The organism is Fibrella aestuarina BUZ 2 (genome assembly GCF_000331105.1).
Taxonomy (GTDB): Bacteria; Bacteroidota; Bacteroidia; order Cytophagales; family Spirosomataceae; genus Fibrella; species Fibrella aestuarina.
Window position 1 is genome coordinate 93,728 of sequence record NC_019012.1, and the last position, 24,276, is coordinate 118,003.

Annotated in this window: 22 protein-coding genes; 21 read left to right on the plus strand and 1 reads right to left on the minus strand. The window is 53.8% G+C overall.

Annotated elements, in window-relative coordinates:
* From FAES_RS28510 to FAES_RS28585, 16 genes are all read left to right on the plus strand, one after another.
* Positions 1 to 447 carry a hypothetical protein gene (locus FAES_RS28510; RefSeq protein WP_015056764.1) on the plus strand — a complete coding sequence of 149 codons (447 nt, stop codon included), beginning with the start codon at positions 1 to 3 and terminating at the stop codon, positions 445 to 447.
* 169 nt (positions 448 to 616) lie between these two features.
* Entirely contained in the window at positions 617 to 1,480 is an 864-nt protein-coding gene (locus FAES_RS28515; protein ID WP_015056765.1) for a DUF2911 domain-containing protein, read from the plus strand.
* A gap of 3 nt (positions 1,481 to 1,483) precedes the next feature.
* Positions 1,484 to 2,143: a class I SAM-dependent methyltransferase gene (locus FAES_RS28520; RefSeq protein WP_015056766.1), complete on the plus strand. Its 660-nt coding sequence runs from the start codon at positions 1,484 to 1,486 to the stop codon at positions 2,141 to 2,143.
* A gap of 19 nt (positions 2,144 to 2,162) precedes the next feature.
* Positions 2,163 to 2,606, plus strand: coding sequence for a 5-fold beta-flower protein (locus FAES_RS28525; RefSeq protein ID WP_015056767.1), 444 nt, complete (start codon positions 2,163 to 2,165; stop codon positions 2,604 to 2,606).
* Between the two features lie 277 nt (positions 2,607 to 2,883).
* Positions 2,884 to 3,402, plus strand: coding sequence for a DUF2231 domain-containing protein (locus FAES_RS28530; protein ID WP_015056768.1), 519 nt, complete (start codon positions 2,884 to 2,886; stop codon positions 3,400 to 3,402).
* A complete protein-coding gene (locus tag FAES_RS28535) occupies positions 3,399 to 4,178 on the plus strand; it encodes a hypothetical protein (RefSeq protein ID WP_015056769.1) in 780 nt (259 codons plus the stop codon). The genes FAES_RS28530 and FAES_RS28535 overlap by 4 nt, the downstream gene beginning before the upstream one ends.
* Entirely contained in the window at positions 4,175 to 5,656 is a 1,482-nt protein-coding gene (locus FAES_RS28540; protein ID WP_015056770.1) for a multicopper oxidase family protein, read from the plus strand. The genes FAES_RS28535 and FAES_RS28540 overlap by 4 nt, the downstream gene beginning before the upstream one ends.
* 48 nt (positions 5,657 to 5,704) lie before the next feature.
* Positions 5,705 to 6,184 carry a DUF3347 domain-containing protein gene (locus FAES_RS28545; RefSeq protein ID WP_015056771.1) on the plus strand — a complete coding sequence of 160 codons (480 nt, stop codon included), beginning with the start codon at positions 5,705 to 5,707 and terminating at the stop codon, positions 6,182 to 6,184.
* A gap of 60 nt (positions 6,185 to 6,244) precedes the next feature.
* Entirely contained in the window at positions 6,245 to 6,811 is a 567-nt protein-coding gene (locus FAES_RS28550) for a helix-turn-helix domain-containing protein (protein ID WP_015056772.1), read from the plus strand.
* A 93-nt stretch (positions 6,812 to 6,904) separates the two neighbouring features.
* On the plus strand, positions 6,905 to 7,117 hold the full coding sequence (locus FAES_RS28555; protein ID WP_015056773.1) for a heavy-metal-associated domain-containing protein: 213 nt from the start codon (positions 6,905 to 6,907) through the stop codon (positions 7,115 to 7,117).
* A gap of 91 nt (positions 7,118 to 7,208) precedes the next feature.
* A complete protein-coding gene (locus tag FAES_RS28560; protein ID WP_015056774.1) occupies positions 7,209 to 8,579 on the plus strand; it encodes an efflux RND transporter permease subunit in 1,371 nt (456 codons plus the stop codon).
* 3 nt (positions 8,580 to 8,582) lie between these two features.
* Positions 8,583 to 10,526, plus strand: a complete 1,944-nt coding sequence (locus FAES_RS28565) for an efflux RND transporter permease subunit (protein WP_015056775.1) — start codon at positions 8,583 to 8,585, stop codon at positions 10,524 to 10,526.
* Entirely contained in the window at positions 10,477 to 11,802 is a 1,326-nt protein-coding gene (locus tag FAES_RS28570) for a TolC family protein (protein WP_015056776.1), read from the plus strand. Before FAES_RS28565 ends, FAES_RS28570 begins: the two co-directional genes overlap by 50 nt.
* Positions 11,780 to 13,198 (plus strand): heavy metal-binding domain-containing protein, encoded by a 1,419-nt coding sequence (locus FAES_RS28575; protein ID WP_015056777.1) that lies wholly within the window; start codon positions 11,780 to 11,782, stop codon positions 13,196 to 13,198. Before FAES_RS28570 ends, FAES_RS28575 begins: the two co-directional genes overlap by 23 nt.
* Positions 13,199 to 13,200: 2 nt before the next feature.
* Positions 13,201 to 14,994 (plus strand): efflux RND transporter periplasmic adaptor subunit, encoded by a 1,794-nt coding sequence (locus tag FAES_RS28580; protein WP_015056778.1) that lies wholly within the window; start codon positions 13,201 to 13,203, stop codon positions 14,992 to 14,994.
* Positions 14,995 to 15,201: 207 nt separating this feature from the next.
* Positions 15,202 to 16,794, plus strand: coding sequence for a hypothetical protein (locus tag FAES_RS28585; RefSeq protein WP_148289626.1), 1,593 nt, complete (start codon positions 15,202 to 15,204; stop codon positions 16,792 to 16,794).
* On the opposite strand, the gene FAES_RS28590 is transcribed toward FAES_RS28585, so the two are convergent.
* Positions 16,786 to 18,945 (minus strand): heavy metal translocating P-type ATPase, encoded by a 2,160-nt coding sequence (locus FAES_RS28590; RefSeq protein ID WP_015056780.1) that lies wholly within the window; start codon positions 18,943 to 18,945, stop codon positions 16,786 to 16,788. The genes FAES_RS28585 and FAES_RS28590 overlap by 9 nt on opposite strands.
* Before the next feature lie 180 nt (positions 18,946 to 19,125).
* Here FAES_RS28590 and FAES_RS28595 point away from each other — a divergent pair, with 180 nt between their 5' ends.
* From FAES_RS28595 to FAES_RS28615, 5 genes are all read left to right on the plus strand, one after another.
* Positions 19,126 to 19,710: an AraC family transcriptional regulator gene (locus FAES_RS28595; protein ID WP_015056781.1), complete on the plus strand. Its 585-nt coding sequence runs from the start codon at positions 19,126 to 19,128 to the stop codon at positions 19,708 to 19,710.
* Between the two features lie 99 nt (positions 19,711 to 19,809).
* Complete coding sequence (locus tag FAES_RS28600) at positions 19,810 to 22,098, plus strand: heavy metal translocating P-type ATPase (protein WP_015056782.1); 2,289 nt, start codon at positions 19,810 to 19,812, stop codon at positions 22,096 to 22,098.
* Positions 22,099 to 22,204: 106 nt separating this feature from the next.
* Entirely contained in the window at positions 22,205 to 23,380 is a 1,176-nt protein-coding gene (locus tag FAES_RS28605) for a glycosyltransferase family 61 protein (protein WP_015056783.1), read from the plus strand.
* A gap of 19 nt (positions 23,381 to 23,399) precedes the next feature.
* Entirely contained in the window at positions 23,400 to 23,621 is a 222-nt protein-coding gene (locus FAES_RS28610; protein ID WP_015056784.1) for a heavy-metal-associated domain-containing protein, read from the plus strand.
* Positions 23,622 to 23,743: 122 nt separating this feature from the next.
* Positions 23,744 to 24,265: a DUF305 domain-containing protein gene (locus tag FAES_RS28615; RefSeq protein WP_015056785.1), complete on the plus strand. Its 522-nt coding sequence runs from the start codon at positions 23,744 to 23,746 to the stop codon at positions 24,263 to 24,265.
* The last annotated feature ends 11 nt before the right edge of the window (positions 24,266 to 24,276 follow it).

Sequence of the window (24,276 nt, forward strand, 5' to 3'; positions counted from 1 at the left end):
ATGCGAGCGTCCTTACCGTCCCGACTTCTTTGCTGCTGGCTGGCCTTTTCGGTCCTGCTGAGCAGCATGGGCTATGGACTAGTGGAACATTGGTGTCAGATGCGCGGCCACACCAAGGCACTGCTGGCGTTCCAGAAAGAATGCCCCAAGCCTTGCCAGGTTGCCGATCAATCGACCCCACCCGCATTGGGTTCAGTTGTCAAACGGTCAGCTTGCTGCAAAACTAACATCACCTACGAGCACGTTGATGTAAGCAGTTTTGTCGCGGATCATCAATCGCTGCCCGCGCCATCGCCCGCAGCCTTTTTTACTCAGCCGCAACTTCGGTTTCTGCTGACGATGCTTCTACCCGAAACGTCCGACGAAACGTCGCAGCCTACGGCAGACCCGCCCTATTTCCGAACGGGCCGTTTCCTTCTTTCTTCTCTTTGTACCTGGCTGATCTGAGCCAGCAGCCTTTCCGAACACTCGTTCACAAGCCCTATGAGGCTTATGTGATCGAGCTTTTGGCGTTTTGTCTCTTCGACCGAGACTCCTGATGAGCGGCAAGTTCAAGACTTGACCAGCTACACGGTTCCCCTGCCTGTATTGACTAATCTCAACTAACTGATCGACCATGACTAATCGGTTGACTCGGCTGGCATCGTTGGCGTTTGGCCTGGGTTTGCTCGCGCAGCCCCTACACGCCCAACTGAATCTACCCGAACTCTCTCCCCCTACGACCATCCGACAGCGGATCGGCTTTACAGACCTCACTATTGGTTATTCACGCCCGGCAGCAAAGGGTCGAACAATATTCGGTGGCTTAGTGCCCTACGGCAAACTCTGGCGGACGGGAGCCTCAGATGCCACCGTCCTAACCCTTACGGACTCTGTAATATTGGCTGGGAAACCCCTGGCTGCGGGTAGCTATTCGCTCTTTACTATTCCGAACCGGACAGAATGGATTGTCATCCTGAACAAGCACGTAACGGGTCATGGGCTGGATGGCTACGAGGAGAAAAATGATGTGATGCGGTTCAACGTTAAGGTCGATTCGTCCACCCGATTCTACGAATCATTTACGATTGAGGTGCAAGACCTGGTTCGGAATCAGGGAATGATCTACCTGAACTGGGCCAATACATCTGTACACTTTCCTATTATCAGCGATGCTGATAAGCGCATCACGGGGGAAATTCTGGAGCGCATCAACGGCAAGAAGGAGGAGAAGCCGGGCTTGTACTACCAGGCCGCGCTCTACTACTACGATCAGGAGAAGGATACGAAGCAGGCTTTAATCTGGGCCACAAAAGCCGTCTCCCTAAATCCGGCTTTCAACTACTTCCACTTGCAGGCTAAGCTGCTGGCGCGTTCGGGTGACTATAAAGGGGCCATCGCAGCCGCCCGCCGATCTGCCGAGGTTGCTCAGCGAGAAAAGTTTAACGACTACGTGACGCTTAACAACCGACTCATTGCCGAGTGGGAGAAAAAACTGTAGGATATGAGACCCGTTGCATCCACATTCAAACCGGCATTGCGCTGGAATGGTCTAACCCAATTTTACGACTTGGTGATGGCCCTGACCATGCAGGAAAACCGTTTCCGAACGCTGATGCTGGACCCAATTCGAGCATTGACTCCGCGTTATGTGCTGGATGTGGGCTGTGGAACCGGTACGCAGGCTTTGTTGCTGCACCGGCTTTTTCCTAATGCCAACATATTCGGTCTCGACGGCGACGAAGCAGTGTTAGAATTGGCCCGGCAAAAACACGCCGTAGCGGGCTGGCCGGTTACGCTGGAGCAAGGGTTGTCGACGGCATTGCCTTACCCGGATCAAACGATTGATATTGTCACTTGTAGTCTTCTGCTGCATCACCTGTCGGATGCAGACAAAAAACGGTCCATCCGAGAGATGTTTCGGGTACTGACTCCTGGCGGTTCTCTAGCCTTAGCTGATTGGGGCAAACCGACCAACGGTACTATGCGGGTGCTGTTTTATGGCCTACAACTCTTCGATGGGTTTGACAGTACGAGGGCCAATGTTCAGGGGCTGATTCCGAATATGCTCTACGACAACGGCTTCCAGCAACTAGATGAGACGGGCCGGGTGGATACTCTGTTCGGTACTCTTCGCTTGTATCACGCCCTTAAACCAGTCTGATTTATAAACAACCAATATCATGAAAAACCAAACACTGTTTTTCGCCCTGTTCGCCCTGCTGTTGGGGACACCTTCGTTGTTGTCGGCTCAGTCGGCTAACTACAAACACCCGATGTCGATCAACGCCACCGGCCAGATCAAAGACGGTACGGGCGTGACTGTCGGCAGCGTTTCCAAAGAGCAAATGATCATGGACGCGAACGGGAAAAAGATCGCCTTTGTGGACGGTCAGGGTAACCTCGTAGATGCCAAAACGGGCAAGAAAATGGGGCGAGTCGGCAAGAACAGCAACACCTATATGGATGCCAACGGCGACCTGATGTTCACCGTCAAGGACAACGCCGACAACACCTGCGACATCTTCAACGCGAAGGGTCAGAAAATTGGCAACGTCCATGACAGCTACAAAGGCTCGGCCTGTGCGCTGCACTGTTTTCAAGACCGCCATACTCACAAGAAGTAAAGGGGCTGTCTGTCATAAATCATTCTGTATAAGGAATGATACGCTTTTCGTGAAGCTAAAAGAATAGAATACTATGAAAAAGGTACGTACCCTTTGGCTCCTAATACTGATGACAGTAGTTGCTCAATTGAGCTGGGCGCACGGTGATCATCCAAAAAAGAAAGCGCGACCAGATTCTGTGCGCCGTGATTCGGCAGTTCAAGCCATACAAACCGCCCATCATGAGCACACCCTGTCAGGGAGTTTAACTACGGGTCAAGTGCAGGACGTATCCGTTATGCCCGCCCCAGTGGCTGACTACCCGACGTATCATCCGATGGTGGTGCACATACCAATTGTGCTGCTGCTGATGGCAGCTCTGATGCAACTGGTCTCGGTCTTTCGCACGTCAGTTTCGATTAATTGGCTAACGTTCGGGGTGGCCCTTGTCGGGACGGCGGGAGCATATGTTGCCAGTACGTATGTACACCCCCACACAGATGGCCTAAGCGACGCGGCACAAGCCGCTTTGGAGACGCACGAGATTTATGCCGATTATACGATGTGGCTGGGTTTGGCGGGTACGTTGCTGAAAGGGTTGACGCTGTGGCAACCCCGGAAGTGGCTGGAAGCCGTCACTTTGGCTACTCTTCTTGGTGCGGCTGTAGCGGTAGGGTTGGCGGGGCATCAGGGTGGTGCGCTAACGTACCTGTACGGTATTGGTCCACGTGGGGCGTACCTCGAACAGCACGAAGAAGGGCCTGCTGATGGTAACCGGCATGAACATAACCAACAGTCTTCCGAAACAACGCGATGAGACGTACCTGGCATCTTCGTATTCGCCGGACCCACCGCTATCTGGGCCTGCTTATCGGCATTCAGTTTCTGCTTTGGACACTGGGCGGCCTATACTTCAGTTGGTCGAACCTTGATGACATTCATGGTGACCACCTGAAGCGACCAGTTCCGGCTTTTTCGACGGTTGCCAGCTTAGTTTCGCCCGCCGTGCCGCTACAAACGTTGCATGGACAGGGTATAGACAGTATCACATCGATCAATCTTATTGATGTAGCCGGGACCCCCTGTTACCAGATAAGCTACCCGACGCAGCAAAAGGCTGGTTCGTCAACTACGCAGACCCGGCTGGCCGATGCCCTGACAGGACAATTCCGCGCTGAATTGACGCAGACAGAAGCAATCACCCTGGCCCAACAGCGATTTGCCGGATCGCCGGAAGTTGCCGGAGTTGAGTATCTGACTACCACGAACGGCCACCACGAGTATCGGGAGAAGCCCCTGCCCGCCTATGCCATAACCTTTCGGCAACCGGCTCATGCAACGATTTACGTCGCCACGCGCCTGGGCACAGTGCAGAGTGTACGAACAGACCCCTGGCGCGTTTTCGACCTGCTCTGGATGCTTCACACGATGGACTACGCCGGGCGCGACGACATCAACAACGGGCTATTGCGCGGTTTCTCGGTGCTGGGCCTACTCACCATTTTATCGGGTTTCGCACTATACGGGATTTCCTCTCCCGGCTTTAGAAAACGGAAAACCTTGTCAACTAAACCAGTTACGAATCCAGTATGAACCGACAACACTTTCTAAAAACACTTGGCTTGGGTACGTTGGCTTCGGTCACTGTTCCAAGTCTGCTGGCGGGCTGCAACAGCCACGACATGTCGGCCATGAATATGGGAGGGGAGACAGCTACCGCCGTTACGGAAGGCTCCTTTACGACACCCCTTCGTTTGCTCGATACAGCCTCACCTTCCGGCCCACTCAGTGCTAAGTCTACGACTGAAGCTATCGTCGCCGGAAAAAATGCACGGGTACTTGGCTACCGCGATGGAATGTTAGGCCCCACGTTTCGCGTAACCAGTGGTGCGACGGTAGACCTGCGGTTTTTGAACGCACTCACGGAAGAAACAAACATCCATTGGCATGGCCTGTTGGTACCGGCCAACATGGACGGGCATCCCGCGCAACTTGTGGGGGCTGGACAGTCATTCAACTACACGTTTCGTCTCGATCAGGCGGCTACAATGGCTTGGTATCACCCCCACCCTCACGGCAAAACGGCCAAGCAGGCATACATGGGGTTGGCGGGGCTGTTTATCGTCGAAACGCCGACCGAGAAGGCCCTGAGCCTACCATCGGGTGCCTACGAACTCCCCCTCATTTTGCAGGATAAACGTCTGGACGCAAGCGGGTCGCCCCAATACAATCCGTCCATGAACGATGTAATGCTGGGCTACATGGGCGAGATCGTAACCGTCAATGGCGTAGCCTCACCGATGCATTCCGTTGCTACCCGGATGTATCGGCTCCGCTTAGTCAACGGCTCCAACGGGCGACTCTATAACCTGGCTCTCAGTACGGGCGCGCAGTTTTGGGTTATTGGTTCCGACGGGGGCCTGCTGTCGGCTCCTGAAGGCGTAACATCCCTGCTTTTGGCACCGGGCGAACGCGCCGACCTGCTGGTCGATTTTAGCTCCGTGCCGGTGGGGACGGAAGTGTATCTGAAAAGCAATACGTTCAGTGGTGGTGGGGCGCAGGGTCAGCAGGCGTTCAACCTGCTCAAGTTTGTGGTTAGCAAAGCTGAGACGGAAACCTTCCGGCTCCCAGCCCGGCTCGAAACAGTTACGCCGTTGGCCGCATCGGTGGCGACCAAAACGCGCACCTTCGACATTGGCATCGCTATGCAGGCCATGCAGGGAATGAACATGACGGGGATGCACACCATAAACGGCAAGGTGTTCAGCATGAACCGCATCGACGAGACAGTCAAACTTGGCGATACCGAAATCTGGGAGTTCAACAATACGCAGGGCGACGAACCTCACCCCATGCATCTGCACGGGGCGTTCTTCCAGGTCCTGAGCCGCACGGGGGGGCGCAACGCGCTCACGGCCTCCGAGAAGGGCTGGAAAGACACCGTGTTGGTGATGCCCGGCGAGCGAGTAAGGATCGTCGTACCCTTCACTAAGCCAGGTACGTTCGTTTTTCACTGCCACAACCTCGAACACGGCGATGACGGCATGATGGGCAACTATCAGGTCGCGTAAACGGCTCATTGTCAATTATAAAAGAAAACGTTTCAATCAACTAATTCCATGAAAACCATTCGATTATCTCTGGCCGCACTGGCTCTCACATTCTGTTCGCTGGGTGCGCTTGCTCAGAACACCGCCCCTACTTTAACGGCGTATTATGACGTAAAAGACGCACTCGTGGCGACCGATGCAGTCAGAGCCAAAGCTGGGGCTACAAAACTGGTTGCAGCCTTAGCTAAGATTGACGCTGCTAAGCTGTCGACAACTGATAAGAAAGCCTTGGCGATGGCTAAGACCAAAGCCACTGCTATCACGAAGACTACGGATGTGGACGTGCAACGGGAACAGTTCGATGGGCTGTCAACCAGTATGATCGCACTGGCGAAGGCCACCAAACCCGCTGCTAAAGCTTACGTGCAGTTCTGCCCGATGGCCGCCGAGGGGAAAGGGGCCTCGTGGCTCAGCGACAAGAAAGAAGTTCGGAACCCCTACTACGGCGATAAGATGCTTAAGTGTGGGTCAGTGAAAGAAGAAATTTAAGTCGTTACGCGGGAGCCGTTTCCCAGACGGTTCCCGCCTTACTTTCTATGGATACAGGGCATGGCCGAACAAACGATTCATATCAAAAACATGGTCTGCGACCGCTGCATTCGGGCTGTACAACGAGAGTTGGAACAGCAGGGCTACGCAGTGCGGCATATTGAGCTGGGCAAAGCCACTGTCGAACGGGAGCAGATTGATTTACCCGGCATTGAAGCTCTGTTGGAAGAGCAGGGCTTTGGACTCCTGACTGACCGCAATCTGCGACTGGTTAACCAGGTCAAAACGCTAATTATTGATCTGATTGGCAAGGGCGACGTGGCAACGATGAATGTGACCCTGTCTAATTATCTGGCCGAGCAGGTGGGTATGGAATATGCGTACCTGAGCCATTTGTTCTCCACTATCGAGCACCTCACCATCGAAAAATTCTGGATACTGCAACGGGTCGAGAAGGCGAAAGAATGGCTTAGCTACGACGAATTGTCTATCAGCGAGATTGCCCGGAGGCTGGGCTATAGCAGTGTGGCGTACCTGACCAATCAGTTTCGGCAGATTACGGGGCTGACCCCGGCAGCCTATCGCAAGCAAGCCGCGTCGGATCGCAATCCGCTCGACTGGATTTAAAATGTTGATAGTCCGAGCCGGAATTCTGTAACGTATCGGGCCGGCCTCAAGCGACCTTTGTGTTATTAATTGACGTAGAAACAAACAGGTCGCATGGAAACGATACAACTGAAAACCAACATCAAGTGCGGGGGCTGCGTGGCCGCTGTTACGCCCATCCTGAACCAAACGGTGGGCGAAGGCAACTGGCAGGTCGATACGCAAAACCCCCATAAAGTGCTGACGGTACAAGCCAACGATGTGACTGCCGAAGCCGTCACTAAAGCTGTGCAGCAGGCAGGCTACAAAGCAGAGCCACTGCCCTAACCGGGTACGTTGCGTTTTGCTCCAAGCCGCCCTCACAGGCGGCTTTTTTGTTAGTACGCTGACGGCCAGATGAACCGAAACAACCGATGAGATGATAGAGAGCCTTATAAAATTTTCGCTTCGAAACCGGCTATTGGTGTTGCTGGTCGCTGCCGGGCTATTCGCTTGGGGGGTGTACTCAGTGCAAACCAGCAAGATCGACGCAATTCCCGACCTATCGGAGAATCAGGTCATTGTGTTCACCGAGTGGATGGGCCGTAGCCCGCAGATCATCGAGGACCAGATCACGTACCCCCTCGTGACCAACCTTCAGGGACTGCCGCAGGTGAAATACGTGCGGGCCACGTCGATGTTTGGCATGAGCTTCGTCTATGTCATCTTCAACGACGATACGGACGTGTACTGGGCACGGGAACGGGTACTCGAACGGCTCAACTACGCGGCCCGGCTGCTACCCGGTGGCGTGTCGCCCACCCTCGGCCCCGACGGTACGGGCGTGGGCCACATTCTTTGGTACACGCTCGATGCACCGGGCATGGACCTCGGCGAGCAGCGGGCCGTGCAGGACTGGTACGTCAAGTTCGGGCTTCAGAACGTACCCGGCGTGGCCGAGATTGCCTCGTTTGGCGGCTTTCAGAAGCAGTATCAGGTTACGCTCGATCCCAACAAACTGACCTATTACAGCCTGAGCGTACCGCAGGTAATCGGGGCCATTCGGGCCAACAACAACGAAGCGGGCGGTCGCAAGTTTGAGTTAAGTGGCATTGGCTATATCATTAAAACGACGGGTTATCTGCAATCCGTCGAGCAGATTCAACAGATTCCGCTCAAGACCGAAAACAGCGTGCCCGTGCGGGTGGCCGACGTAGCGACGGTGCAGATGACGGGCGAAACCCGGCTGGGCATCTTCGACCTCAACGGCGAGGGTGAGGCCGTGGGGGGCATTGTGGTGATGCGCTACGGCGAAAATGCCGACGAGGTGATTGGTAACGTCAAGAAGAAGATGGCCGAGGTTGCTAAAGGCTTGCCCGAAGGAGTCAAATTCAACGTCGTGTACGACCGGAGCGGGCTGATTAAGGAGTCAGTCGATTCGATTACCCATACGCTGGTCGAGGAAATGATTGTCGTGTCGCTGGTGGTCATTCTGTTTCTGTTACACTGGCGTAGTGCGGTCAGTATCATCATTCAGATTCCCATCACCATTGCGACGAGCTTTATCCTACTCAATGCTTTTGACATTTCCTCCAACATCATGTCGCTGACGGGGATCGCGCTCGCCATTGGCGTAATCGTGGATAACGGCATCATCATGGCCGAAAACGCTTACAAGAATCTGGCGATCCGGCAAGCCGAACTCACGGGACAGCAGCGTACTCAGCCGCAACCGCCAACCATCAACGGCTATCAACCCATTGCGAACGGGCAAACGAACCGACCTGTCAGGCCCCAACAACGTACCTGAATTATGTGGAAGACAATAAAGAGATGGCTGGGTTACGGGCCAAAAAATTACGTTGACGTACCTGAGGCCGAGCGGCTTGCCATCATTGAGCGGTCGAGCGTACAGGTCTCGCGGGGTGTGTTTTATTCGACCATCATCATCATTACCTCGTTTCTGCCCGTGTTTCTGTTGACGGGGCAGGAAGGCAAGCTGTTTCACCCCCTGGCCTGGACCAAAACGTTTATTCTGTTGGTCGATGCCGTGCTGGTGGTGACGCTCGCCCCGGTAGTGATTTCGTTTTTTATGAAGGGTCGTTTTAAAGACGATCACGCCAACCCCATCAATCGAGGGCTGGAACGAATCTACACGCCCATCATCCATTGGGTAATGCGCTGGCGCAAAACCACCCTTGCGATTAACCTGCTGGCTCTGGCCGTGAGCGTACCCATGCTGATGAGCCTGGGTTCGGAATTCATGCCTCCCCTCGACGAACAAAGCATCCTGTTCATGCCCGTCACCCTGCCCGACATCTCGAACGCCGAAGCAAAACGCATCCTTCAGGTGCAGGACAAACTAATTAAGTCAGTGCCGGAAGTCGATAAGGTGCTGGGCAAGGCGGGGCGGGCTTCCACCGCTACCGACAATTCACCCATCAGCATGATCGAGACCATCATCATGCTCAAGCCCAAGTCAGAATGGCGGGCGGGCCTGACCAAGAAAGACCTCATCAACGAATTGGATGCCAAGCTGCAAATCCCCGGCGTGGTCAACGGCTGGACGCAGCCCATCATCAACCGCATCAACATGCTGGCGACGGGTATCCGCACCGACGTGGGCATCAAGGTGTACGGGCAGAGTCTCGATAGCATCTACACCGTGTCGGAGCAGGTGAAAGCCCAACTGGAGGGCGTACCGGGCGTAAAGGCCCTGTATGTGGAACCCGTTACAGGTGGAAAGTACCTGACCATCGACATCCACCGCGACGCGCTGGGTCGTTACGGGCTGAGCGTGGACGACGTAAACGGCGTGGTCGAATCGGCCATCGGTGGTTCACCCATCGGGCAGACCATCGAAGGGCGTAGGCGGTTTTCGATCAATGTCAGGCTGGCGCAGGATTACCGTAATAGCGTCGAGCGCATCCGGCGCATCCCGATTGCCACGCCTGCGCTGGGGACCGTCCCCCTCTCGACCGTCGCCGACGTGCGCTTTGAGGACGGTCCACCCATGATTACCTCCGACAATGCTCTACTGCGCGGGGCGGTGATGTTCAACGTCCGCGACCGTGATCTGGGCAGTACCGTACAGGCGGCCATCGAGAAGGTGAACGGGAGCCTGAAACTGCCTAACGGCTACTTTCTGGAGTGGAGCGGGCAGTACGAAAACCTCATCCGGGGGCAACGTACCCTGCTTTTGATCGCGCCGATTGTGTTGGTTGTCATTTTCCTGTCGCTGTACCTGGCGTTCGGGTCGGCGCGGGAAGCGTTTCTGAGCCTCATTACCATCCCGTTCGCGCTCATCGGCGGGGCGTACATGGTTTATTTCTACGGCGTGAACCTGTCGGTGGCCGTTGCGGTGGGCTTCATCGCGCTCTTCGGCATCGCGGTTGAAACAGGTGTGGTGATGGTTATCTACCTCAACGATGCCATGAAGCAGTTGGTCGAGAAGCGGGGAAACTCCCGCGAGGCCATCAGCCGCGACGAGTTGCGAGAATACGTGATTCATGGGGCCGCGAGACGATTGCGTCCCAAGATCATGACCGTGTCGGTGGCCCTGTTCGGTCTGGTGCCGGTGCTGTGGGCCAACGGGGTGGGCAGCGATGTGATGCTGCCGATTGTCTTACCCATGATCGGGGGTGTGCTGACTTCATCGACGCACATTCTGCTGGTTACGCCCCTGATTTTTTTGATGACGAAAGAATATGAACTCAAAAAATTTGGCAAACTGGATGTCCTGGAAGCGTCGCATTAACGCGCTGTGGCTGACTCTCGCGCTGGGTACGTACCTGGGTGGATCAGTCTTCGGACAGGTTGCCGGTACGTCCCCACAGCCCGACCCGGTGTTGCCGCTCGATAGTGTGCTGACGCAGATCGAAGCTCGTAATTCGTTGCTGCGGCCTTACGCCAGCCGGGCGGCTGCGGCTCGTGCTTACAGCGAAGGTGCCCGCTCGTGGATGGCTCCGATGGTAGGCGTAGGTACGTTCATGGCACCCTATCCCATGCAGATGGTGATGGACGACCGCGACCGGGGCTACGGCATGGTGTCAGTGGAGCAGGATATCCCCAATCCGTTTAAACAACGAGCCAATCAAGTGTTTCAACAATCGAAAGCGGGCGTTGAAGAAGCTGGGCGGGGCGTGATGGCGAACCAACTCCGGGCCGATGCCAAAACGCTCTACTACGAGTGGCTCGTGCTGGAAAAACGGCGGGCGGTGCTGTCTGAAAACAGGCGCATCCTGCAAACGATGAAGAAGCTGGCCGATATCCGGTATCCCTACAATCAGGGGAGCCTGGGTAACGTCTATAAAGCTGAGGGGCGGCTGTACGAGTTGGACAACATGGTCACGATGACTGACGCGGACATCGAGCGCAAGCGCATTGGCCTCAATACACTGATGAACGTACCTAAGATCAATGCCTTCCGCATCGACACCAGTTATCGCCCGGCCCCGCCCTCGGCTGCTTTACCCTCGCTGGAAGACATTGGTACCCGCCGTTCTGATATCTTGAAAATGGACCGGCAAATCCTGAGTATGCAGGCGGGTATCGAAGCGCAGAAAGCCGAACGTCGGCCCGGCTTTCGGGTACGTTTCGACCACATGCAGCCGTTCGCGGGAACGAAGAGCATGATGCCCACGCAGTTCACGCTCATGGGCATGATCTCGATTCCTGTTGTACCCTGGGCTTCGCGGATGTACAAGGCCGAAATCAAAGGAATGCAACTCGACATTCAGGCCATGCGCGACGAGCGCGAAGGGATGCTCAACATGACGCAGGGCATGGTGGCCCAGATGCTGACTGACCTGGGTAACATGCGAACGCAGCTCGATAACTATGAACGGCGCGTGATGCCGACGCTCCGCAAAATGTACGACACCCAATTGATTGCTTACGAGCAGAACAAAGCCGAACTGCCCGTGGTGATTGATGCCTGGGAAACGCTGAACATGACCCAGATGGACTACCTCACCCGGCTGGGTGACTATTACCGCATGATTGTGCAGTATGAAAAAGAACTGGAAAAATAAGGGCTTGGGTTTAGTGATAACCGCCTTGCTGTGGCTATTCGTAATGGCTTGTACCAACGATGGCAAGCAGCAAAAACAGGGACCTGCCAATCCCAATACAGGAGCGCACGAAGGTCACAACCATACCTCGGAAGCGGAGACGTACACCTGCCCGATGCACCCGCAAATTGTGCAGAAAGAGCCAGGTACGTGTCCCATCTGTGGCATGGATTTGGTCAAAAAAGCCGCTCTGGGCGGCATGGCCGACAGTCTGCAAGCCGACGCGCAGTTGAGCGCGCTGCTCAAGCCAACCAACTCAGTCGTCGTAGCAAATATGGCGACAGTTCAACCCGAAGCACGTCGGGAAGCAGTCGAGACGCAGGCCAATGGCATCGTTACTTACGATACCCGCCGACTCTATACCATCCCAGCCCGGTTTGGCGGGCGGGTGGAGCGGTTGTACGTGCGCTACAATTTTCAGCCGATTCGTAAAGGGCAGAAATTGCTTGAACTCTACAGCCCCGACCTGGTCACGGCCCAAAGTGAACTGGTGTACCTGCTTGAAGCCGATACCCAAAACGCGCCCCTGATCGCCGCCGCCAAACAAAAGCTCCGGTTGCTGGGCCTCACCGATAGCCAGCTTACGGATCTGGTACGTACCCGCAAGCCCAATTATTCGCTGGCCGTGTACAGTCCTTATGATGGCTATGTGGTCAGTCAGAACACGACTGTCCCAGTTCCAGCACCCCCAACGGGGATGGTCTCGGCGGGTGGAAGTGCAGCCGGAATGAGCGGAGGCATGGCGGGCGGCACCGACGAGGTTACGTTCGGGACGGGTTCGGCAGCATCGCCCACGCCGGGTGGGTCTGGTGGCGCGGCTGCGTCAGGTACGTTGCTGCGCGAGGGGCAGTACGTACAAACCGGCGAAACGCTGTTTCGGGTCGTGAACCCTAACCGGCTTTGGGCTGAATTTCGGCTGTATAGCGTCGATGCAGCAGGCGTTCGGCCAGGCACCCCCCTGACCATCTCCTTCGACGGAACCGGGTTGGCGAAACAATCGGCGCGGGTGAGTTTTGTAGTGCCGTTTATCGAGAATGGCAGCCAGTTCGTCACCATTCGCGCTTACCTGCCCCGTCAGCAGGGTATTCGGGTCGGGCAGCTTACCCGCGCAACCGTCCGTCGCCCGGCGGTGGATGGGTTGTGGGTACCGGCTACAGCAATTCTGGATCTGGGCAATCAGCAGGTGGCGTTCGTGAAAGAGGGAGGAGCATTCAGGCCCGTCACTGTTAGTGTCGCAGGCCGCTCCCGCGATCAGGTAGCCGTGCGAAGGGGCCTGCAAGCTGATCAGGAGGTAGCTCGTAACGCGCAGTTCCTGATCGACAGTGAAAGTTTCGTCAACGTTAGCTCTGAAAATTAATCATGCTTAAACGCTGGATTTATATAGCTGCCGCCCTGTTTACGCTGCTCAACGCGGCCTGTCGGTCGGGGGGTAGGTCAACGTCGAAAGGCGACGATTCAACAACCGTTCAGGCTGACCATGATCATAGCGGCCATAACCCCGCGCCCGACAACGCGGGCGGTCCTACTTATACTTGCCCAATGCACCCGCAAATCGTGCAGCCTGATCCGGGTACGTGTCCGATTTGCGCGATGGACCTGGTCCCAGTACAGAAGACCGGGGCGAAGGCTACCGAAGTGATGCTGAGTACCGCGCAGATGCAATTAGCCAACGTGCAGGTACGGGCCGTATCAAACGGTACACTCGGTAACACGACCGTCCTGAACGCTCGGCTCGCCCCCGACGAGCAGCAAACCGATATAATCAGCAGCCGGGTAGCCGGTCGCATCGAACGGCTGGCCGTGAAGGAGACCGGGCAGGCCGTTCGTAAAGGGCAAGTACTCTACGAGATTTACAGCGAACCCCTGCTGACCCAGCAACAGGAATACCTCATGGCACTGCGGCAAGAGCAGGAGTTGGGGACAGAACCACGCTACAAACAGTTTCGGCAAGCCGCCGAGCAAAAATTGCGGCTCTACGGCATGACCGACGAGCAGATCGGGCAACTGGCGAAGTCGGGCAAAGTTCAACCAAGAATCCCGTTTGTGGCCCCGGCAGGCGGCACGGTGACGGAAGTGGCTGTCAGCGAAGGGCAGTACGTAGGTGAGGGTGCGGTGCTGTACCGACTGGTGAACCTCGCGCAGCTTTGGGTGGAAGCGGAACTGTACCCCGGCGAAGCGCGGTACGTAAAGGTCGGCGACCGTCTGCCTGTGGAGGTCATTGGCTATGAAGTCGGGCAATCGGCTACGGCCCGCGTAGCGTTTGTCAACCCCGAATACCGGGCAGGTAGTCAGGTGCTGGTCATGCGGGCGGTGCTGCCGAACGCGGGTGGTCGGTTTCAGCCCGGCCAGCAGGCGCGGGTCTTGCTGCGACACGGCACCCAACGTGGCCTGGCCCTGCCCACCGATGCCGTTGTACGGGCAGGCGGTGGTGCGGTCGTGTTTGTGCAGACTCAGGCGGGTACGTTCCAGCCCCGGCGTGTTGAAACCGCTACGGAAACCGATCAACAGGTAGCCATCACAAAAGGGCTGAACGGGGATGAGCAGGTAGCCATGTCGGGGGCGTATCTACTGTATAGTGAGTTAATTCTAAAGAAGGGCATCAACCCGTTTACGCAAAAGCTTGATGAGGCAGGCGTAAAATCAACGCCAAACACAGAGGCCAACCTCACGCCAACCGGCTCGACGGCAGCAACACCACAGAAGGCCCCGGATGCCTTTAAAAAGCAACTGACGGTCCTCTATGAACAGTCGCTGCCCCTGACCGAAGCCTTCGTCGCTTCTGATGCCAAGCGGGCGGCTGCGGCAGCAAACCAAACGCGGCAAGCTCTAAGCAACGTCGATATGAAATTGCTCACCGGCCCGGCACACATGACCTGGATGAAGCAACTCGACGCGATGAATGCGGCCTTAAAAACCATGCAAAACCCCGCCGATCTGGCGAAACAACGCACGGCCTACGCCCGCTTCGAGGATGCTTTGTATCAGAGTGTAAAAACTTTCGGCGTAACCGATAAGCCTATTTACCGGCAGTTCTGCCCAATGGCTGAAAACAACAAAGGCGCGTACTGGCTCAGTGACAAACAACCCATCCGCAACCCATACTACGGCGATCAAATGCTGACCTGTGGAGAAACGAAGGAGACGATTCGATAGCTATATTGCCTTTCTAACCCGGTGATTTTACTCGTGAGTTAGAAAAGCAAAATCTTATAAGAGCTACGAACCATGAAATTCGGCATTTTTCCCCGATACCAAGATATATTTCCAGGTAAATCCATACCCTTATTGAAGGATGTATTAGCAAGATCGTCGTCTAAAACGATGTTAAGGGTGTTTGCATACATGAACAGTACTGTCCACATGATGCAAGAAGATATTGAAGCACAAGAAACTTCATTTAGAGGGTGGATTGGAATTTTTGACGAAGAAACGCGAATATCAATATGGAAAAACTATCAATCATTTAAACGACAGATTATTGCTGAAGGTGATGCAGTTGTATTGTATGCTTCGAGTGCTATTTTAAGGTTGATTGAACAAATAATACTGAATTATAATGACATACCGGAGCCACCAAAGAAGAGTGCTGCTGATGAGATGATTTGGTTTGAAGCTTGGCTAATAAATAATGCAACGTTTGACTTAGAGGTAGCAGAGAATACAAAGCATGAAATAGATAATCTTTTGGGCGTACTTGTCGTCAATCAGGCAACTCAGTATGAATCTATTGGGCGGAAGGATTTTATTTATCAAACTCTTCTCGCGCACGCCTTTTTCAAGTTTTTATCTGACGATCTAAAACATAGCCCTTTTCTCCAAGAATTCTTGTCGAGGAAGCAGGTGGCAACTTATGGCGAGTATTTACGTCATATTCTTGGGGTTTACGCTGGCCCGTTTGAAAAACGAGGCAACTCGTTTGGATTTCAGATTGGAGAAGATGAGGATAGTGCGAAGGCTATACACTTTTTCGACTCAATTGCCTACGACCTTACTGAGTCGCCCTTTAGCCAATTATCAAATTCTCAGACGGACCCTGACTACAAGATCATACGGTCCAAGCCGCTAATCAAAGAAGAGAACGGCCAATATTACCCCCTACACTACAACTTCTTCGTTGATAAGCTTTATCAAGGATTGGTATTCGATTTTTACACGAATACGAGCATTCAGAGTTTACATAAAAACTTTGGACAATTTCTCGGCTATTTAGGTCAAGAGTTTGCCGAGCAATACCTGTTCAATGAGTATCTGCCACTGTGTTTTTTCCCGAAAAAGTATGTATTATCTGTTCCAGGTACTCAGATCATCGGAATTGAATATTCTGATTTTTATGTCAGAGAAGGGAATGTGTTGTATTTATTTGAGTTTAAAAACAGTATGGTTAGTGCGCCCATTAAGCATTCTAAAAATTTCGCCACTATTAAGGCTGAGATCATAAAAAAATTGGTGTATAATCCAGACAACAAAAAGGATAAAGGCATCGGGCAGTTAATTAACGTAATACATAAGATAGAGCAGGGAGGATTTAGTTTTGATGATCTTTCAGGCAAGCGCGTAGGCCGACTACAGATATATCCTGTTGTTGTGTATACAGATGATTTTTTTAGTCTGGATGGTATTCAAATGATCCTGAGTGAAGAGTTCAAGAACCTATTGGCAGTGAATCCTGTAAAGCGACACCGAGTCAACGATGTAACGTTAATTCATCTTAAAGATATTATTGATATTCAGTTTATGGTACAAAAAGGGATAGTTTCATTTAAGGGAATTATGGAAACATATTTTGTGAAGAAGAAAGCAATAGCCAAGAAAAGACCACGTTCAAACCAAGAAGTGTTGAATAAATACATTGATTTTCGCTCTATGATGCATAACACAATACGCCCTTTTGCTGACGAAGAGGCCCTGAGAAATCGACTAATGTCAGCTTTGGGTCTCAATCAATCAGCGTAAATTCCGCTTCAGCAATTGGGCGTTCAGGGCCACAATGACGGTACTGGCAGTCATGAGTACGGCACCGATAGCAGGGCTAAGTACGAAGCGAGGGTAGAGCACACCAGCGGCAAGCGGGATAGTAATAACGTTATAGCCTGTTGCCCAAAACAAATTCTGAATCATCTTGCGGTACGTCGCCCGGCCAAACTCAACCAGGTTGGTAATGTCGGTGGGTTTGCTGTTGACCAGAATGATGTCGGCGGTTTCGGCGGCTACGTCAGTGCCAGAACCAACCGCAATGCCCACGTTCGCCTGCGCCAGTGCGGGCGCATCATTGACCCCGTCGCCGGTCATGGCAACGAATTGGCCCTTGCTTTGCAGGTCTTTAACAACGGCCACCTTCTGATCGGGCAGCACCTCGGCGTACACACCGTCTAAGCCCAGCTCATTGGCGACGGCATCGGCTACTTTCTGGTTGTCGCCGGTCGCCATATAGACCTTGATGCCTGCCTGCTGAAGCCGTTGTACGGCTTCTTTAGAGTCAGCGCGGATTTTGTCCGCCAACGCAACGTACCCGGTCAGTTGATCGTCGATGAGTACGTACACGATGGTTTCGGCTTCGCTACTTGTCGTCTCGGCGGGAATAGGTACGTTCCGCTCCTTGAGATAGCCAGGACTTACCACCTGCACGGACTTGCTCTCGACGGTTGCTGATACACCACGGCCTGTAATGGACTGAAAATCGGTGATGGCGGGCAGCGACAACCTACGTTGCCGGGCCTCCTGCGTAATGCCCTGAGCGATAGGGTGCTGCGATGATTGCTCCAGAGCGGCTGCCGTACTGAGCAACGTAGCTTCGTCGGTTCCTTCGCGCAGTACGTGTACGCGAGTTACGCCAAAAGCCCCCTCTGTCAATGTACCTGTTTTATCAAACACCATCGCAGTAATCTTGCGGGCTTCCTCGAAGGCAGTTCGGTTACGAATCAACAGCCCGCGTTGGGCCGACATAGCGGTTGAAATGGCGACGACCAGCGGAATAGCAACGCCTAAGGCGTGAGGGCAGGCGGTGACCATTACTGTTACCATGCGCTCAACGGCAAACGCTATGTCTTTTCCGCCGAGTAGCCAAACCAGCAGGGTCAGCAGACCCACCGACAGCGAGATGAGCGTGAGCCAGCCAGCCGCCCGGTCGGCCAGGGTTTGGGTTTTCGATTTAGCATTCTGTGCCTCCTCAACCATCCGCACCACTTTGTTGAGGTAGCTGTCCTCCCCCTTGTGCGTGACTCGAATGGTCAACGCTCCCTCCCCGTTGATGGCTCCGGCGATGACACTATCATGCTGCCGTTTCTCTACGGGTACGCTCTCGCCGGTCAGCATACTCTCGTTCACGGCACTATGGCCCTCTACGACTTCTCCATCGGTCGGGATGCGCTCACCGGGCCGCACCAGCACCGTATCCCCCTGGGTCAGTGTATCGACTTTTACGTCCGTGATTTGTTCCCCGGCTACTTTGTGCGCTTCGGCGGGAAGCATCTGTACGATCAACTCCAGCGAACGCGAGGCTCCTGCGACCGACTTCATTTCGAGGTAATGCCCCAGCAGCATAATGTCGATTAGCGTCGCCAGTTCCCAAAAAAAGTCCATGCCTGGTAGCACGCCCAACGACACAGCCACGCTGTATACGTAAGCCGCCGTGATCGCCACTGCCACCAGGGTCATCATGCCGGGTTGTCGGGTACGTAGCTCGCCGACTATCCCCGATAAAAACGGCCAACCGCCATAGAGATAGATGACTGTTGCCAGACCTATCACCAACGGTTCGCGGAAGGGGAAATCCAGTTGGTAGCCCATCAACTCCTGAAACATCATCGACAGCCCAACCACCGGGACAGACAGGATCAGACAAATCCAGAACCGGCGCAAAAAGTCTACAATCATAGCCCGCATCGGCGGACCGCCGTGATCGTGACCATGATTTTCGTGTCTGGTTGGGTGTTCCGGGCCGCTATGGGCATCATGAGAGATGTGCTGTTGCGCCCGGGCCTCGGCAGCAGGCTCTGTCCTGCCCGTTACGTGACCGGCATGATGCGAATGATCGGGCGAACCGTGTGCGTGATGGGCATGTTCAGAAGAAGTGTGGCCGTCGTGGTTTGTGGGTTGAGAAGGCATCGTTTTCACCGGTTGTCTTCTCAAAACAACAATGTACCCCATCTTTTGGCCTTACAGAGTTCGGGCAAAAACTTGTAATATTACTCAGAGACGGTTGAAACCATAAATCTTACAAGAATACTCGCCGAATTCTGCAACTGGACTGACTAAGCACCCTGATACTTTTGTGGTTATCAAGTGATGAACAATACCACCTTACGCATTCGAGATATGGTCTGTGGCCGCTGCGTCGATACGGTACGTACCGAATTGACCCGGTTAGGCTATGCCGTCACGGAGGTGGGTTTAGGCAGTGCCACCATTGCCGGAGAGCTAACGGAAACGCAACTGGACACGATTCGTAGAGTGTTGGAAGAGCAGGGTTTTTCGCTGTTGACGGATCGGCGGGCGATGTTGGTGAATCAAGTCAAGACACTGATTGAGCAGACCTTGAACCGGGAAGATTTGGGTGAAACCAAATGGCGATTCTCCGATCTTATTCAACAGGCATTCTCACTGGATTACGACACTATCAGCAGCCTGTTTTCGCAAGCCGAGGGCATTACGCTGGAGAAATATATTATCAGCAAACGGCTCGATAAGGTGAAAGAGAAGCTGGTCTATACCGATCTGACCCTGGCCGATATCGCCTACCAGACCGGATACAGCAGTGTGGCGCACCTGTCGAACCAGTTTAAGCAGCAGATTGGCCTGACACCCTCCTATTTTAGAAAGGTCCGTCAGGAAAAACTGGAACTGCAACAGCAACATGTGGCGACGGATTGAAATATCACAACATCGAGCGTGAATTCTGTAAGGAGGTCGGTTAAGTCATAGCCGACCTTTGTGTTACCATTGGATTTACCCAAAGTAACCTTACCGATTATGAACTCGACAGCTTCACCCGACGTGACTCCAAAAGCACGTCGGGATACCGCATCCAACCTGAGTCGTCAGACTTTTCCCGTGCTGGAAATGACCTGCGCGGCCTGCGCCGTTAGCGTAGAGTCGATGCTCAAAAACACGGCTGGCGTAGTTGACGCGACGGTTAACTACGCCAACCAGTCGGCCACCGTCGAATATGACCCAAAAGCAGTCAATCAGGAGGGGCTACAAAACGCGATTCGTTCTGTTGGGTATGATCTGGTGATTGACGCGGAAGATCCGCAGGCGGTGCAACAGGAAGCGCAGCAACGCCACTACGAGTCGCTGAAGAAACGTACCCTGTGGGCGGGCATCCTGTCTGTGCCTGTTGTGGTGCTGGGGATGTTTTTCATGTCGGCCCCCTATGCTAACTATAGTATGATGGCCCTGTCGGCTCCGGTGGTGTTCTGGCTGGGGCGGTCGTATTTCGTAAATGCCTGGAAGCAGGCGAGGCACGGCAAGGCCAATATGGATACGCTGGTGGCCCTCAGCACGGGCATCGCCTTTCTATTTAGTGCCTTCAACACGCTGAACCCCGATTTCTGGCACAACCGGGGCCTGCACCCTACCGAACGCGGCCCGCACGTCTATTTCGAGGCCGCTGCCGTCGTGATCGCCTTTATCTCACTGGGCAAGCTGCTGGAGGAACGGGCCAAGTCGAACACGTCGTCAGCCCTGAAAAAGCTCATGGGGCTACAACCCAAAACCGTCCGGGTGGTTGAGGGTAGCGAAGAGCAGGAGATATTGATTGCTCAGGTACGTGTCGGGCAGGTGATTGTGGTACGTCCGGGCGAACGCATCCCGGTCGATGGCCTGGTGGAGTCAGGTACGTCGTTCGTCGATGAAAGTATGATTTCAGGCGAGCCGGTACCCGTCGAGAAGCGAGCTGGTGAGTCGGTCTTTGCCGGGACAATCAACCAGAAGGGTTCGTTCCGCTTTGCGGCTCAGAAAGTGGGGGGCGATACCATTCTGGCGCAGATTATTCGCATGGTGCAGGAAGCCCAGGGTAGCAAAGCCCCGGTGCAAAAGCTGGTCGATAAAATTGCCGGTATTTTCGTGCCGGTCGTCATCGGCATTGCCTTGTTGACGTTTGCGGCCTGGATGCTTTTTGGAGGAGCGAATGCCTTTACCCACGCGCTGCTTACGTCGGTTACGGTGCTGGTCATTGCCTGCCCGTGCGCGTTGGGGTTAGCTACACCTACAGCTATTATGGTTGGGGTGGGCAAGGGAGCTGACAACAACATTCTGATCAAAGATGCTGAAAGTCTTGAACTGGGCTACAAAGTAAACGCAGTGGTGCTGGACAAGACCGGCACAATCACTGAGGGCAAGCCAACGGTGACTGACCTGAACTGGCTGGCAAACGGGGACGACATAGCCGACAAGAAGCGGATACTCTACGCATTAGAAAGTCAATCCGAACATCCACTGGCCGATGCGGTCGTGGCCCGGCTGAAAGACGACGGTGTAACCGGCGTGTTGCTTACCGATTTTGACAGCCTCACAGGCCGGGGCGTGTCAGGTCGCTACGATGAACGGACGTACCTGATCGGTAACCACCGACTGATGGCAGAGCGGGGCCTGGCCGACGAGCTGACGAAGGTAGCCGCCCTAGTGAATCGCTGGCAGAACGAAGCGAAAACTGTTGTTTATTTCGCCAATGAGCGGCAGCTTCTGGCCGTTATCGCCATTGCCGACCCGGTGAAACAAACCTCCCGTGAGGCTGTTCACACACTCAAAAAACGCGGCATTGCCGTGTACATGATGACCGGCGATAATCACCAAACCGCCGAAGCCGTTGCCCAGGCCGTCGGCGTAAGCGATTTTCGGGCCGAAGCCCTGCCCGCCGATAAAGCCGCCTTCGTCAAGGAGTTGCAACAGCAAGGTAAGGTAGTAGCGATGATTGGCGACGGTATCAACGATTCACAGGCATTAGCGCAGGCCGACGTGAGTATTGCGATGGGCCGGGGTTCCGACATCGCAATGGACGTGGCGAAGATGACGCTCATTACGTCGGATTTGAACAGCGTACCCAAAGCGTTGCAACTCTCTAAAAAGACGGTGCAGGCGATCCGACAGAATCTGTTTTGGGCCTTTATCTACAACATCATCGGTATTCCCATTGCCGCCGGGCTGCTGTATCCGGTCAATGGCTTTTTGCTCAATCCCATGCTGGCCGGCGCGGCAATGGCCCTGAGTTCGGTGTCGGTTGTGACCAATAGTTTGAGGTTGCGAAGTGCGAAACTGTAAGCTGTAATAAGTTTTACAAGTTGAAACCACGAATCTTACAACGCCTTCCAAGACCTCTTTTTCGAGCGAATTAGTCTAAAGGGAATAACAACTCACGTTTTTTCCGGTGATTAATTCGCTCTATTTATTCATTAGCTGGCTACGACACCAACGTACCCGCGCGGTTCGTCTTGGGCTTAGAGTAACAGGATGGAAGCTCCTATACAAAGAGCAGTCTGACTTGTTTTTGCAGGGCTATCTGATTGACGAGCAGCCCGCCAGTGTCGTTACGTTGCCTGATGTGGCTGATACACTAAATACAGATCGGCAGGTTTTTCAGGCCCAAGATGCCCTGACTAAGCCAACGTATGTTTGGCAACTACCAGCATCCGACACGCCAGCCATGTTGCTATCAAGCGGTACCGTCAAGTTCGGAAACACCATACTCTGTCCCGACTACTGGAACCATCATGTTCTGGTAGACCGCCTACAGCCTCGTCCACGAACGATTGTAGAAGTAGATACACTCGTTGCTCCGTTCGGGCATATACCCGATGGCATCACATTTGGCGGATACTACGATTTCATTTATCTGATTTTTGCCAAACTCTGTCGCATTGAAAAAACATTGCCAGAGGGCTTCTCCAACGCTGCCATCGCCTACCCACTGTTCAATACGGACTATGAAACAGAACTACTAACTCTCTTGGGCTTCACCCCTGATCGCATTTTCGACAGCAGACAGGTTGACGTTCGTTCAAAACGATGCTTGCTGGCTAATGGAGGGGATTGGTTTCATCCTAATTTGTCGGACTTAGCCTTAGTGTATGACCGATTGCAGCCCTTGCTCGTAACCGACAGTCAACCGCCCTTTTCAGATCGGGTATTTATTAGTCGTGGAGGCCGTCGGCGCATTATTCATGAAGATGTAGTGATGAACCGGTTAAGTGAATATGACTTCACGTTTATTGAAGACAAACCCCGTACCATTGCTGAACAGATAAATTTGTACCACCACGCTTCAATTATACTTGGTCCGCATGGGGCTTCTTTTTCCAATATCAACTGGTGCCGACCCGGTACGCATCTGCATGAACTGTGTTCGGCAAATTACAGCCCTGACTTTTTTCTGTATCTGGCGCAGGTTCGGCAAATGAGTTACTCTGTTTCGCTTCACGGAAAAGTGCGGAGACAGTCAATTCGACGTTCGCTCGTCGAAGACATACCCGTTACCGTATCAGAAATAGAACGAGTAGTGGAACGGCTGCTAACGGCCCAACTGAACGGGGCAGAAGCGCGTTAATCTTTACAAACGCAACCTTATGGAAACGCTCAATTTTAAGACGAATATCAAGTGCAGTGGCTGCATCGCGGCTGTTACGCCCTATCTGAACGACATCGAGCAGGTAGATGGCTGGAACGTGGACATCAACAGTCCCGACAAAATACTGACGGTGCAAACAACCGATAACCGGGTAGGCGAACTGGTGCAACAGGCCGTCGAGCGGGCTGGTTATCGGGCCGAGCCAATCCCGCGACCGTAGCCGCGTTCAGCCCTGACTGTCATAAGTTTTATAACGAAACCCCTTGAATCTTACAAGCTGCTACTCGGTCTGGTGTAGCAGCTTTTTTTGTTGTACTAAGTACTCAACAACCTATTATACAGATGCAAGCTCACACAACTCAGGGTCGGCCTGACGGTCACCAACACCACACTGGGTCGCACTCAGGGAGTGGTCACACCCAACCTTACGGCAAGCTGGTCCTCATGATCGTCCTGTCGTTTATTTCGATGTACATCCTGATGTACGCGATGGTGGACCGGCTGGCTAACGTCGTACCGAATTACAATCAGTTCTATATGGCAGGGTTGATGACGATGCCGATGGTCATCATCGAATTGCTGGTTATGTCGGCCATGTATCCCGACAAACGGCGGAACACGCTGATTCTCGCCGGTAGCGTGGTCGCTCTGCTGGGTTTCTACGCGCTGATTCGTCAACAAACGGCCATTTCAGATCGGCAATTCGTGAAGTCAATGATACCGCACCATGCCGGTGCGATCTTAATGGCAAAGGAAGCCAGGCTAACAGATCCCGAATTGCAAAAGCTGAGTCAGGACATCATTCAAGCACAGGAGAAAGAGATCGCGCAAATGAAGGCCAAACTTCAGCAACTGGATAAGTAGTAGCCTAACAA